Consider the following 12,486-nt stretch of genomic DNA (forward strand, 5'->3'; position numbering starts at 1 on the left):
GGCCCAGGTGGACAGGTGCAGCAGCATGGGGAGGACGCCTTCGCGTGGATTCGATTGGGCGAATCCATAGGCGCGCCCGGCGGCGACAGTAAATTCCGAACTTCGGGCTACTCGGCCACGCTGGCCATCTGGACCTGCAGGTCCCGCGCCTTCATGCCGACCAGGCGCCAGCGCCGCTCTTCCTTGGCGAAGGTGAGCAGGCAGTCGTTCCGCGTCTGGGCGTCGCGCAGGCAGACCCGGCTGCCGGCCGCCGGCTTCATCAGCGGCGCGACCTCGCCGGCGCTGGGCGCGTGGGTGAGCCGCCGGCCCTGGGCGTCCACCACTCGCACCGCGTCCGGGCTGATCATGCGGTCCAGCGCGAACTCCGAAGGCCCGCCGTCAACGTCCAGGGCCGAGCTCCGCGCCATCTCTGCCACCTGCCGGCGCACGTCTTCGCGCACGGCCGCGCGGTCGATCTCGGCCTCGAAGGCCACCCGGTCGTTCTTCAGCGCGGCGGCCAGCAGGCGGCTGGCGGTCTCGGCGGCGCCCTTCGGCGCGGCGCCGCCACAACCGGCGAGGCTCAAGCCGGCGAGGGTGAGGACCAGGGTCTTGCGAAGCATCGGCGATACATCCCTCCCCGCATGAGTCGCCGCAAGCGGAGCCGTCGGCGCTTTCCGCACGTCTTCGTGCGCCCGAACGTCGCTGCCTCCCCCGACGGACAGTTGCGCCCAGGCTGGCGCGCGGATACTCGACCAGCAACGATCCTTCGGAGGTTCAGTCGTGTCCGACGGCGAGGTTTTCCCGGTTCCCGAGGAATGGGCGAAGAAGGCCCTGATGAATGCGGAGGCCTATGACGCGGCGCTCCTGCGCGTCGACGCCGAGCCCGAGGCCTACTGGGCCGATCTCGGCCGGCGGCTCGACTGGATCGAACCCTTCACCGAGGTGAAGGACGTCTCCTTCGACAAGGAGACCTTCCGCATTCGCTGGTACGCCGACGGCGTGCTCAACGTCTCGGCCAACTGCCTCGACCGCCACCTCAAGTCCAACGGCGACACCGTCGCGCTGATCTGGGAAAGCGACGACGGCCAGACCTACGACGCCCTGACCTACAGGCAGCTCCACGCCGAGGTCTGCCGCTGGGCGAACGTGCTGAAGGCCAAGGGCGTCCGGAGGGGCGACCGCGTGACCATCTACCTGCCGATGATCCCCGCGGCGGCCGCGTCGATGCTGGCCTGCGCGCGGATCGGGGCGATCCATTCGGTGGTGTTCGGCGGGTTCTCGCCCGACAGCCTGGCCGGGCGGATCCAGGACTGCGAGTCGAAGATCGTCATCACCGCCGACGAAGGTCTGCGCGGCGGCCGGATCGTGCCGCTGAAGCTCAATGTCGACGAAGCCTTGCAGTCGTGCCCCGGCGTGACCGACGTCATCGTCGTGAAGCGCACCGGCGGCGACGTGCCGATGAAGGCCGGCCGCGACGCCTATTTCTCGGACCTCAAGCAGGGCGTCTCGACCGAGTGCGAGCCCGAGCCGATGGGCGCCGAGGATCCGCTGTTCATCCTCTACACCTCCGGTTCGACCGGTAAGCCCAAGGGCGTGCTGCACACCACGGCCGGCTACCTGGCCTGGGCGTCGTGGACCCACGAGGTGATCTTCGACTACCGGCCGGGCGAGGTCTTCTGGTGCACCGCGGACGTGGGCTGGGTCACCGGACACAGCTACGTGGTCTATGGCCCGCTGGCCAACGGCGCGACCAGCCTGATGTTCGAAGGCGTGCCGAACTTCCCCACTTCGTCGCGGTTCTGGGAGGTCTGCGACAAGCACAAGGTCGAGATCTTCTACACCGCACCGACGGCGTTACGGGCGCTGATGCGCGAGGGCGACATCCCGGTCCTGAGCACCAGCCGCAAGTCGATCCGCCTGCTGGGCACGGTGGGCGAGCCGATCAACCCCGAGGCCTGGCTCTGGTACCATCGCGTCGTGGGCGAAGGCCGCTGCCCCATCATCGACACCTGGTGGCAGACCGAGACGGGCGCCTGCCTGATGACGCCGCTGCCGGGCGCCCATGCGCTGAAGCCCGGCTCCTGCGCCAAGCCGCTGCCCGGCGTGAAGCCGCAGCTCGTGGACGCCGAGGGCAAGGAACTGTTCGGCGCTGTGGCCGGCAACCTCTGCATCACCGATAGCTGGCCCGGCCAGATGCGCACGGTCTACGGCGACCACCAGCGTTTCATCGACACCTACTTCAGCACCTATCCGGGCAAGTACTTCACCGGCGACGGCGCCCGCCGCGACGAGGACGGCTACTACTGGATCACCGGCCGGGTCGATGACGTCATCAACGTCTCGGGCCATCGCCTGGGCACCGCCGAAATCGAGAGCGCGCTGGTCAGCCATCCGGCGGTCGCCGAGGCTGCGGTGGTGGGCTATCCGCACGACATCAAGGGCCAGGGCATCTACTGCTACGTGACCCTGAAGGTGGGCATCGAACCGACCGACGTCCTGATGGCCGACCTGCGCGGCCATGTGCGCCACGAGATCGGTCCGTTCGCCGCGCCCGACGTCATCCAGTTCGCGCCCGGCCTGCCCAAGACCCGCTCGGGCAAGATCATGCGCCGCATCCTGCGCAAGATCGCCGAGGACGACCTGTCCAACCTCGGCGACACCTCGACGCTGGCCGAGCCCGCCGTGGTCGAGGACCTCATTCAGCACCGAGCCTCGAAGAAGGGCGACGACGAGGTCGTGGTCGGCGGCCACCGGCTGTCGTGCGCCGAGCTGGAAGCCGTGCTGAAGACGCACCACGCGGTGGCCGAGGTCGCCGTGGTCGGCGTGCCAGACACCGCGCAAGGCGAGGTCCCCTGGGCGTTCATCGAGCCGGATCCCGAGATCATGGCCACCGACGTGCTGGCCGCCGAGCTGAAGGGCTTCCTGCGTCGTGAAGTCGGCGACAAGGCCGCGCCGGCGCACATCCTGTTCGGCCCCCTGCCGAAGACGCCCTCCGGCGAGGTCGTGCGCCCGCTGCTGCGGCGGATCGCCGAAACGGGCGAGGCCGGCGACGTCTCGGGCCTGGCGGACCGCGCCGTGGCCGCGCACCTGGTCAAGCTGCGGGCCGAGGCCCTCGGCTAGGCGCACGTGTCCGAACTCCCGCCCGGCCTGCGCGCCGCCATCGACCGGGAGCTTTCGGGCGCCTCGCGCAAGGACCTCGCCGCGCGGACGGCGGCGACCACCGACGCTTATCGCGCCGGCCGCGGCTCGTCGGCGGTGATCAAGGGCCGTGACGACGCCCTGGCCTATGCGCTGGCCCGGCTGCCGGCGACCTATGCCGCCGACGCCGCCGTCTTCGCCGAGGCGCAGGACCGCGCTCCGGGCTTCGCGCCGAAGACCCTGCTCGACGCGGGCTGCGGGCCCGGCGGCGGAAGCTGGGCGGCGCTCGAGGCCTGGCCGTCGATCGCGCACGTGACCTGGTTCGACGCCAGCGAGCCCTTCCTGGAGATGGCCGGACGGTTGGCGGACGAAGGCGCGAAGGTCTTGCGCGGGGCCGACCGGCGGCGCGGCGATCTCCTTGCCGGCGATCTCCCGAAGGCCGAACTGGTGCTGGCGAGCTACGCCCTGGCCGAGATCGCGCCGGCCGCCCAGGCCGCCGTCGTGGGCCGCCTGTGGGCGGCGTGCGAGGGGCTTCTGGCGCTGGTGGAGCCCGGCACGCCGGCCGGCTACGACCGCATCCTCGCGGCGCGCGGGACCCTGATCGAGGCGGGCGCGCAGATCCTCGCGCCCTGCCCGCACGCCGGCGCGTGTCCGCTCGTCGCGCCGGACTGGTGCCATTTCAGCGTCCGCCTTCCCCGCTCGCGCGACCACCGCCTAGCCAAGGGCGCGGCGGCTCCGTTCGAGGACGAGAAATACGCCTACCTGCTGGCCGCCCGGCCGGAAGTGGCCGCCGAAATCGCGACGGGCCGGGTCCTCGCGCGGCCGAAGACAGGAAAAGCAGGCATTGAGTTCAAGCTTTGCGGAACCGACGGCGTAAAGCCGCGCTTCGTCCCGAAGCGCGACAAGACACTGCACACGCAAGTCCGACGTCTCGGCTGGGGCGAGGCTTGGCCATAGGCCAAGTTTTCGCCGCGGGCCTGCGGCATGGGCTTCCAACGGGGCCAGACTAGCGGAAGCCGAATGCCGCCGAATTCAGCGGCGACGCGGGACATGCGTCGCCGGGACCTATTGAGTGCGGCCAGCGCCGCGACGGCCCTGGCGTCAACGCCCTTGGCCGCCTTTGCGCCTGCCCGCGGGATGGGCGAGGTCGTGCGCGGCCGGGCGCGGCAGTTGGCGTCCGGACCCTATCGCCCGCCGGACCATCCGCTGCCGGCCGGTCTCGCCAACCTCGGCTACGACGCCTATCGCGACCTGCGCTACCGTCCAGACCGGGCCATCTGGCGGACCGAGGGCCTGCCGTTCCAGCTGCAGATGTTCCATCGCGGCGGTCTGTTCCGCGATCCCGTCCAGATGTTCGAGGTCCAGCACGGCGCGGCCCGCCCGATCCCGTTCTCCGAGGACCTGTTCACCTACGGTTTGCAGCGTCCCGGCCCCCTCCCGGCCGATCTGGGGTTCGCGGGCTTTCGTATTCACGCGCCCATCAACACGCCCGACCGCTTCGACGAGGTCGCCGCCTTCCTGGGCGCCAGCTATTTCCGGGCGGTGGCGAAGGGGGTCGGCTACGGCCTGTCCGCCCGCGGCCTTTCCATCGGCTCGGGCGAGCCGGGCGAGGAGTTTCCCGCCTTCCGCGCCTTCTGGGTCGAGCGACCGGCTCCCGGCGCGCGCGGCCTCGTCCTGCACGCCCTTCTCGACGGTCCGTCGGCGGCGGGCGCCTATCGCTTCGAGGTGACGCCGGGCGAGACCACGGCGATGGACGTCACGGCCGCGCTCTTCCCGCGCCGTCCGCTGACTTCGGTGGGCCTCGCGCCGCTGACCAGCATGTACCTGTTCGGTTCCGAACAGCCGCGTCGCTTCGACGACTTCCGCCCCGAGGTGCACGACAGCGACGGCCTGCTCACCGACGACGGACGCGGCCAGCGCATCTGGCGGCCGCTGGTCCATACGCCGCAGACCCGCGTCCGCGATCTGGACCCCGGCCCAGCGCGCGGCTTCGGCCTCCTGCAGCGGCAGCGCGCGTTCGAGGCCTATCAGGACCTGGAGGCCCACTACCACGAGCGGCCCGGCGCCTGGGTGCAGCCGCTGGAGGGCTTTCCGTCCGGGGCCGTGCGGCTGGTGGAGCTGGGCGCGCGCAGCGAGGCCGAAGACAACATCGTCGCCCTGTGGCGGCCGACCGCCCCGCTCGCGCCCCGCCGCGAGCACCGCTTCCGCTACCGCCTCACCTGGGGCGCGCGGCCCGAACCCGCCAGCCGACTGGCTCGCGCCGTTGCGTGGCGCGGCGGCGCGAGCGCCGGGGGGCGTCGGCGCTTCCTCGTCGACTTCGCGGGGCTGCCCGAAGGCGGGTTCGACGGCGTCGAAAGCCGCGCAGGCGCCTCCGCGGGAAGCATCCGTGTGGAAACGGTGCAGCCGAACGCCTCGATCGGCGGCGCCCGTGTCAGTCTGGAGTTCGATCCCGGCTCCGCGGCGAACAGCGATCTCAGCCTGACGTTGGCGCGGGGTCAGAACAGTGTGTCCGAGACCTGGATGTATCGATGGATCGCGTAACGGCGCCGGCAGAGCCCTTCTTCCAGTCCATGCCGGCGTCCGCGCCGCTCGCCATGCCCGAACAGGACCTGCGGGGCGCGCCGGGGCCGCTCGCGCCCCTGTTGGACACGCGCGGCCGGCGTGCGGCGCTGCTCGCCGCCATCGGGGCGCTGACCGGCGGCGCGGGACTGGTCATGGCCGACCTCCTGGCGGCGGGCGGGTTCACGCCGCTGGATGTCGGAGCCTTCGTCCTCTTCGTCGGCCTGTTCGCCTGGACGGCCTTCGGCTTCGTCAGCGCCGTCGCCGGCTTCCTGGTCGCCTGGCGCGCCGCACGGCCGCGCAGGCCCGACCCGCAGCCGGTGATCCTGACCCGGACGGCGCTGCTGCTCCCGACCTACAACGAGGATCCCGGTCGCGTGCTGGCCGCGGTCCAGGCCATCCGCGAGGACCTGATCGCCCGGGGCGTCTCCGAGCTCTACGACCTCTTCCTGCTCAGCGACACGCGCGATCCGGCCATCGCCCGCGCCGAGGTCGTCGGCCTGTTGCGGCTGCGCGCGCGCCTGGGCGAGGCCGCCCGCATCTTCTATCGCCGCCGGCCGCGCAACACCGACCGCAAGGCCGGCAACGTCGCCGACTGGGTCCGGCGCTTCGGCGGCGCCTATGAGTCGATGATCGTGCTCGACGCCGACAGCCTGATGACCGGCGACACCATCGTGCGCCTGACGGCCGAGATGGACGCCGATCCCAAGCTGGGCCTGCTGCAGACCTCACCCACGCTGGTCGGCGCCGAGACGCTGTTCGCCCGACTGCAGCAGTTCGCGGCCCGCACCTACGGCGGCATGCTGGCCGCCGGGCAGGACTGGTGGTCGGGCGCCGAGGGCAACTACTGGGGCCACAACGCCATCATCCGCGTCCGCGCCTTCGCCGAATGCGCGGGCCTGCCCCATCTGCCGGGCCGCCGGCCCTTCGGCGGACACATCATGAGCCACGACTTCGTGGAGGCCGCCCTGTTGCGCCGGGGCGGCTGGGCGGTGAGGCTGACCACGGCGCTGACCGGCAGTTACGAGGAGGCGCCGCCGACCATCGTGGACATGGCCCGCCGCGACCGCCGCTGGTGCCAGGGCAACCTGCAGCACCTGGGCGTCATCGGCGCGGCCGGCCTGCATTGGGTCAGCCGCCTGCATATGGCGCGCGGCGTGCTGAGCTACGTGACCTCGCCGCTGTGGCTGCTGCTCCTCGCGTTCGGCGCTAGCGCCTGGATCGGCCAGTCCGGCGCGCCGCTGCGGATCCACGGCCATACCGCGGTATGGCTGTTCGCGGTGACCATGGGCCTGCTCGTGGCGCCCAAGTTGCTCGCCGGCGCGCTGGCGATGCGCGAGGGACGGGCGGACGGCCTGCGCCGCGCCCTGGGGCTCTGGGCGGGGATCGCCGTCGAGATCATCCTCAGCGCCCTGGTGGCGCCGGTGCTGATGCTGATGCAGAGCGCGGCGGTGTTCGAGGTGCTGATCGGCCGCGATTCCGGCTGGAACGCCCAGCAGCGCGACGCCGGCCGCCTGTCGCGCCGCGAGGCCTGGCGCTCGCACCGGGGCCATGTGGCGATCGGCATCGTCGCCGCCAGCCTCGCCTGGCTGCTGGACCCGGCGATCTTCTGGTGGACCAGCCCGGTCTCGCTTGGACTGTTCCTCTCGGCGCCGCTCTCGCTGCTGCTCGCCCGGACCGACCTTGGCGGCGTCTTTCGCGCCATCGGCCTGCTGGTGACGCCGGAAGAACGCGCGCCGCCGCCTGTGGTCGAACGCGCCTCCGAACTCCGTGCGCGCTACGACCGCGAGGCGGCCAGCCGCATCGAAATCGAGCGCCACCTGCGCGCCCCGGTCCCAGCCCACCACCCGCAGGCGTTCGGCCGCGTCGAGGTGTTCACGCCGAGCGCCGAGGCCGCGTAACCTCGTCGCCCGGATTGCGGAGCAGCCAGCCAAAGAGCGCCGTCGCCGCCAGCGCGCCCGCGACCTGCGCCGCCATGAACGCTGGCGCGGAGGCGGGCGCGATGCCGGCGAAGGTGTCGGACAGGCTTCGGGCGATGGTCACAGCCGGGTTGGCGAACGAGGTCGAGCCGGTGAACCAGTAGGCGGCGGTGATGTAGAGGCCGACCGCCGCCGGCGTCACGGCCGGCTGGAAGCGGACGGTCCCCAGGATGGTCGCCAGCAGGCCGAAGGTCGCCACGAACTCGGACCAGACCTGCGCCGGGCCGTTCCGGACCTTTGCGGAAACCTGGACCAGCGGTTCGCCGAACATGCCGTGCGCGGCCAGGACCCCGGCGACGGCGGCGAGAACCTGCGTCAGGAGGTAGGCCGCCGCCAACGGCCACGACAGTTCGCGGCGCAGGGCGAAAGCTAGGGTCACCACGGGATTGAAGTGGGCGCCGGAGATGGGGCCGAAGATCGTGATCAGCACGACGAGCGCCGCTCCGGTCGAAAGGGTGTTGCCCAGCAGCGCCAGGCCGTCGAGGCCGCCGGAGAGCCGCTCCCCCATGATGCCCGAGCCGACGACCGCCGCGAGCAGCAGCGCCGTCCCCAGCGCCTCGGCCACGAGGCGACGGCCGGGGCTGAATGGCTCGGGCGCCGGGTCCAGCCCGGTCGTCGGCGCGGCCATCTAGGCGACCGGCGCCCATATCGACCCGATCTCGCGCAGGCGGGCCTGCAGCGTCAGTCGGTCCAGCTTTTCCATCGGCAGCGCCACCAGGAGTTCGATCCGGTTGCGCAGGAGACGCGCGGCTTCGGCGAACGCCAGGGAGACCTCGGCCTCGCTGCCCGTCGCCGCCGCCGGGTCGGGCACGCCCCAGTGAGCGGTGATCGGCTGGCCCGGCCAGATCGGGCACACCTCGCCCGCGGCGTTGTCGCAGACCGTGAAGATCAGATCGAGCGCCGGGCTGTCCGGCGCGGCGAACTCGTCCCACGACTTCGACCGGAACTGGTCGGGCTCGAACCCCAGGCTGCGAAGGATCGGATAGGTGTGCGGATTCACCCGGCCGGTGGGAAAGGATCCCGCCGAATAGGCGCGGAAGCGGCCCCGGCCGAGGTTGTTCAGCAGCGCCTCGGCCAGGATCGAGCGGGCGGAGTTGCCCGTGCAAAGGAACAGGACGTTCAGCGGTCGATCGCTCATGGGACCCTCACGAAACAGGGGCGAGCACGCAGCAGTCGGCGCCGCTCGGCGGGGTCATCGACCCGCAAATCTCGGGCCGGCCGGCGCAGCAGTCCTCCATCAGGAAGCCCAGCAGATCCCGCATGCGCTCGTAGGCGGCGGTGTAGATCACCGACCGCCCCTCGCGCCGCGCGCGGACGAGGCCCGCGCCGGCCAGGATGCCGAGATTGGTGGACAGCGTGCTGACCGCCACGCCCAGCACGCGGGCGGCCTCGCCCTGGGCCATGCCCTCGGGCCCAGCGCGCACAAGCAGCCGGAACGCCTCGATGCGGCCGGGGTGCGCCAGGGCCCCCAGCGCATCGATGGCGGCGTCGCGCTCCATCATCCGCAGCAGCTCGCGGCCGGAGCCGCGGCCGGGGTCGGGGCGACGGCGGGGCCGCAGCATCCGCCAGACGACGCCTGCTTCGCCTCAAGGGCCGCCAGCGCGTCGCTCTCGCCATAGGTCGTGGCTTCGCCGAAGGTGTAGAAGGTCTCCCACCGCACGCCCGCCGGATCGGCCACCCAGCTCTTGTCCGACTTCGCGTAGCAGCAGGTGGTGGCTTCCTCGTCGAAGGTCTGGGCGCCCGCCGCCTTCAGCCGGTCGGCGAGTTCGGACAGTTCCCCGGTGCTTTCGACCTGGATCCCGACGTGATCGACCCCGGCCGCCCGGTCGGGCCGGCTGGAGATCGCGAAATTCACGCAGGGGTCGTCCAGCATCCACTTGGCGTAGTCGTCCTTCACGACGCTCGGGCCGGCGCCGAACAGCGTCTCGTAGAACTGGATGGACTGGGCGATGTCGGGCACGCTCACGTGCAGGTGCAGGCGCTTCATGGCGGTCGCTCCGTTTTCGATGCCTTTTCTATATTTCTAGAAAACCCGTAGAGTCAACACCGATGATGAAAGCCCGCGAGGCCATGCGCAGCGACGCCGCGGCGATCGCCGAGATTTACAACCAGGGGATCGCGGACCGGGTGGACGCCTTCGAGACCGAGCCGCGGTCGGTCGATGGCGGCGCTGGTCGAGGCGTCGCGGCGGGCCGGTCTGTGGAAGCTGCTGTCCCGCGTATTTCCGGAGAACCGGGCCAGCCGAAACCTCATGGCCTGGTCCGGCTTCGCGGAGATCGGCGTGCACAAGGCGCACGGCAAGCTGGACGACGTCTGGCGCGACTGCGTGATCGTCGAACAGGTCTTTCCCGAAAACCTGGCCTAGCGGCCTGAGCCTAGCCGGCCGAGCCGGTCTTCGTCGGGAACGGCACGACGGTGGCGGCGTCCTCGGCGAGGCGGCGGCGGCTAGCCTCCTCGGACTTGCGCAGTTCCTGCTGCAGGTAGGGCGCCATGAAGTCGATGAAGGCGCGGACCCGCGGCGTGTCCTTCAGCTCGCGGCGGGTGACGATCCAGGAGCTGGCGCGGCCCTCCTCGATCGGGTCCGAGCAGCGCACCAGGTCGCGGTCGGCGTCGGCGATGGTGCAGGGCAGCGCCCCGATCCCGAGCCCGGCCTTCACCGCGTAGACCAGGCTACCCATGCTGTTCGAGCGGGTGATCGGCGGCTTGCCGCCCGAATGCTGCATCATCCACGTGGCGCCGGGCATCTCGCCCATCTCCATCGTCACGTCGATGAGGTCGTGGTCGCTCAAGCTCTGCGGACTGTCGGGCACGCCGCGGCGGGCGGCGTAGTCGCGGCTGCAGTACAGCGCCATCTCGTGGTCGCCGATCTTGCGGGCCACCAGGTCGGACACCGGCAGCGCCTTGGTGGTGCGGATCGCCAGGTCCGCCTCGCCGGCCTCCAGGTCCAGCGCCCGGTCGGTGATGACCAGGTCCACCTGCACGTCGGGGTGCACCTTGCGGAACTCCACCAGGGCCGGGATCACCATGGTGTTGGCCACCAGTTCGTTGGTGGTGAAGCGCAGCGCGCCCGAGACGCCGCGCATCTGCGTGGCGGCATGGTTGGCGAAGCGGATGGCCGCCCGCTCGACGCTCTCGGCCTCCCCGATCAGGCTCTGCCCCGCCTCCGTGAGGCGACTGCCGGTCTGGCCGCGCTCGAACAGCTTGAACCCCAGGGCCTGTTCCAGGCTCTCGATCCGCCGCGCCACGGTGGTCTGGTTGACGCCAAGGGCCCTCGACGCCGCGAGTGTGGAGCCCCCGCGGGCCACGGCCAGGAACGCCTTCAGGTCATTCCAGTCGAACATGCTACTATTCTGCGGTTGTGCAGAGCCTGACTGCAAGAGCGCAGATTGCCGAAACGTCAGGCTGGATCGTATCTCCCACCTCCCCCCGGCGGAGGGCGGCTCGAACCGCTCCCGTTACCGAAGAAAAACAAGCAGGTGTGTGTCATGAAGCTGTACTGCGATCCGATCTCGACCACGTCGCGACCGATCCTGATGTTCATCGCCGAACAGGGACTGGACGTGGAGATCGTGAAGGTCGACCTCCTGGCCGGCGGCCAGCAGGCCCCGGATTACCTCGCCATCAACCCCAACGGCATCGTGCCCTTCCTGGTCGATGGCGACCTTAAGCTGGGCGAGTCGGCGGCGATCCTCCGCTACCTCGCGATCCGCACCCATTCGACGGCCTATCCCGAGGACCTGCACGCCCAGGTGAAGGTGGACGAGGCGATCTCGTGGTTCTCGACTCAGTTCCACGAATATTTCTGCGTGATGGTCTGCTACCCCGCCATGGGCGTGCCGCACGGCATGCCGGCTGAGCAACTTGCGCAACTGCAGGCGTACGGCCGGGAGCACGCGCCCCGCTGGCTCAAGGTCCTGGACCAGCACATGCTGGCCGACCAGCCCTACCTCTGCGGCGACCGCATCTCGATCGCCGACTACCTCGGCCTGTCGTACGTGCTGCTCGGCCGGCTGGTCGACTACGACTTCTCGCCCTATCCCAACCTCCAGGCGTGGATCGCGCGCATGCAATCGCGGCCGTCGTACGTGCCCACCTTCGCCGCCTTCGACACCCTGATCGCCATGGCCCGGGGCCAGCAGCAGGCGGCCTAAGAGACGGGCTTCCGGGGCCGCTGGGACTTTCCCCTTCCCAGATGACAGCCTCGTAAGCTTCCCGCGTCCCGGTTGGGTGGTAGACATTCCCCAACCTGCCCCCAATCGGGATGCTCCATGCTTCTTAGTTTCCGCGCCGCCGGCCTCGCCGTCCTCCTCGCCACCACGGCGCTCGCGCCCGTCGCGCTTCCGGCCGCCGCCCACGCGGCCGAGGTCCCTCCGATCAAGTTCACGGCCCGCACCCTGCCCAACGGGCTCAAGGTGTACGCCTCGCTGGACCGCTCGACGCCGAACGTCTCGGTCCAGGTCTGGTACGGCGTGGGCTCCAAGGACGACCCGCAGGGCCGCTCGGGCTTCGCGCACCTCTTCGAACACCTGATGTTCAAGGCCACCCGCAACATGCCGTCGGAGACCTTCGACCGCATGACCGAGGACGTGGGCGGCTTCAACAACGCCTCCACCGCCGACGATTTCACCGACTACTACGAGGTCGTGCCGGCCAACCACCTCGAGCGCCTGGTCTGGGCCGAGGCCGACCGCATGAGCACGCTCGTGGTCGATGAGGCGGTCTTCAAGTCCGAGCGCGACGTCGTGAAGGAGGAGCTGCGCCAGCGGGTCCTGGCCTCGCCCTACGGCCGGCTGATGGCGCTGTACCTGCCGCAGGCCAGCTACACGACCCA

13 protein-coding genes and 1 pseudogene are annotated in these 12,486 nt (G+C 70.8%); 8 read left to right on the top strand and 6 right to left on the bottom strand.

Features of this window, described 5'->3' with window-relative positions; all coding sequences use genetic code 11:
* Positions 1 to 107: 107 nt before the first annotated feature.
* Positions 108 to 599 carry a hypothetical protein gene (locus Q0L11_RS02930; protein WP_296595353.1) on the bottom strand — a complete coding sequence of 164 codons (492 nt, stop codon included), beginning with the start codon at positions 597 to 599 and terminating at the stop codon, positions 108 to 110.
* A gap of 124 nt (positions 600 to 723) precedes the next feature.
* Here Q0L11_RS02930 and acs point away from each other — a divergent pair.
* The 5 genes and pseudogenes from acs to mdoH all read left to right on the top strand — a co-directional run.
* Positions 724 to 2,691: pseudogene (gene acs / locus Q0L11_RS02935) on the top strand (acetate--CoA ligase); the annotation flags it as partial.
* A 66-nt stretch (positions 2,692 to 2,757) separates the two neighbouring features.
* On the top strand, positions 2,758 to 3,099 hold the full coding sequence (locus Q0L11_RS02940; protein WP_296595364.1) for a hypothetical protein: 342 nt from the start codon (positions 2,758 to 2,760) through the stop codon (positions 3,097 to 3,099).
* A gap of 6 nt (positions 3,100 to 3,105) precedes the next feature.
* Positions 3,106 to 4,074, top strand: coding sequence for a small ribosomal subunit Rsm22 family protein (locus tag Q0L11_RS02945; RefSeq protein WP_296595354.1), 969 nt, complete (start codon positions 3,106 to 3,108; stop codon positions 4,072 to 4,074).
* Between the two features lie 93 nt (positions 4,075 to 4,167).
* Entirely contained in the window at positions 4,168 to 5,658 is a 1,491-nt protein-coding gene (locus tag Q0L11_RS02950; protein ID WP_296595355.1) for a glucan biosynthesis protein, read from the top strand.
* Entirely contained in the window at positions 5,646 to 7,577 is a 1,932-nt protein-coding gene (gene mdoH, locus Q0L11_RS02955) for a glucans biosynthesis glucosyltransferase MdoH (RefSeq protein WP_296595356.1), read from the top strand. Before Q0L11_RS02950 ends, mdoH begins: the two co-directional genes overlap by 13 nt.
* Here the strand turns inward: mdoH and Q0L11_RS02960 are convergent.
* From Q0L11_RS02960 to Q0L11_RS02975, 4 genes are read right to left on the bottom strand one after another with little or no spacing between them, the layout of a single operon-like run.
* Positions 7,552 to 8,283, bottom strand: coding sequence for an aquaporin (locus tag Q0L11_RS02960; protein ID WP_296595357.1), 732 nt, complete (start codon positions 8,281 to 8,283; stop codon positions 7,552 to 7,554). The two genes, mdoH and Q0L11_RS02960, sit on opposite strands and share 26 nt — an antisense overlap.
* Positions 8,284 to 8,793, bottom strand: coding sequence for an arsenate reductase ArsC (locus Q0L11_RS02965; protein WP_296595358.1), 510 nt, complete (start codon positions 8,791 to 8,793; stop codon positions 8,284 to 8,286). It abuts the gene before it with no gap.
* A gap of 7 nt (positions 8,794 to 8,800) precedes the next feature.
* Positions 8,801 to 9,157, bottom strand: a complete 357-nt coding sequence (locus Q0L11_RS02970; protein WP_367183356.1) for an ArsR/SmtB family transcription factor — start codon at positions 9,155 to 9,157, stop codon at positions 8,801 to 8,803.
* The gene (locus Q0L11_RS02975; RefSeq protein WP_296595359.1) at positions 9,154 to 9,642 is read right to left on the bottom strand and encodes an ArsI/CadI family heavy metal resistance metalloenzyme; all 489 of its coding nucleotides are present in this window, start codon (positions 9,640 to 9,642) and stop codon (positions 9,154 to 9,156) included. The genes Q0L11_RS02970 and Q0L11_RS02975 overlap by 4 nt, the downstream gene beginning before the upstream one ends.
* A gap of 174 nt (positions 9,643 to 9,816) precedes the next feature.
* Here Q0L11_RS02975 and Q0L11_RS02980 point away from each other — a divergent pair, with 174 nt between their 5' ends.
* The gene (locus Q0L11_RS02980; protein WP_296595360.1) at positions 9,817 to 10,020 is read left to right on the top strand and encodes a hypothetical protein; all 204 of its coding nucleotides are present in this window, start codon (positions 9,817 to 9,819) and stop codon (positions 10,018 to 10,020) included.
* A gap of 10 nt (positions 10,021 to 10,030) precedes the next feature.
* Here Q0L11_RS02980 and Q0L11_RS02985 read toward each other — a convergent pair whose 3' ends face one another.
* The gene (locus Q0L11_RS02985) at positions 10,031 to 10,996 is read right to left on the bottom strand and encodes a LysR family transcriptional regulator (protein ID WP_296595361.1); all 966 of its coding nucleotides are present in this window, start codon (positions 10,994 to 10,996) and stop codon (positions 10,031 to 10,033) included.
* Between the two features lie 144 nt (positions 10,997 to 11,140).
* Between Q0L11_RS02985 and Q0L11_RS02990 the strand changes: the two genes are divergently transcribed.
* Positions 11,141 to 11,806, top strand: coding sequence for a glutathione S-transferase family protein (locus tag Q0L11_RS02990; protein WP_296595362.1), 666 nt, complete (start codon positions 11,141 to 11,143; stop codon positions 11,804 to 11,806).
* Between the two features lie 117 nt (positions 11,807 to 11,923).
* A partial coding sequence (locus Q0L11_RS02995; RefSeq protein ID WP_296595363.1) for an insulinase family protein occupies positions 11,924 to 12,486 on the top strand: 563 nt, incomplete at its 3' end.

The organism is Phenylobacterium sp., from assembly GCF_024508875.1.
GTDB lineage: Bacteria > Pseudomonadota > Alphaproteobacteria > Caulobacterales > Caulobacteraceae > Phenylobacterium.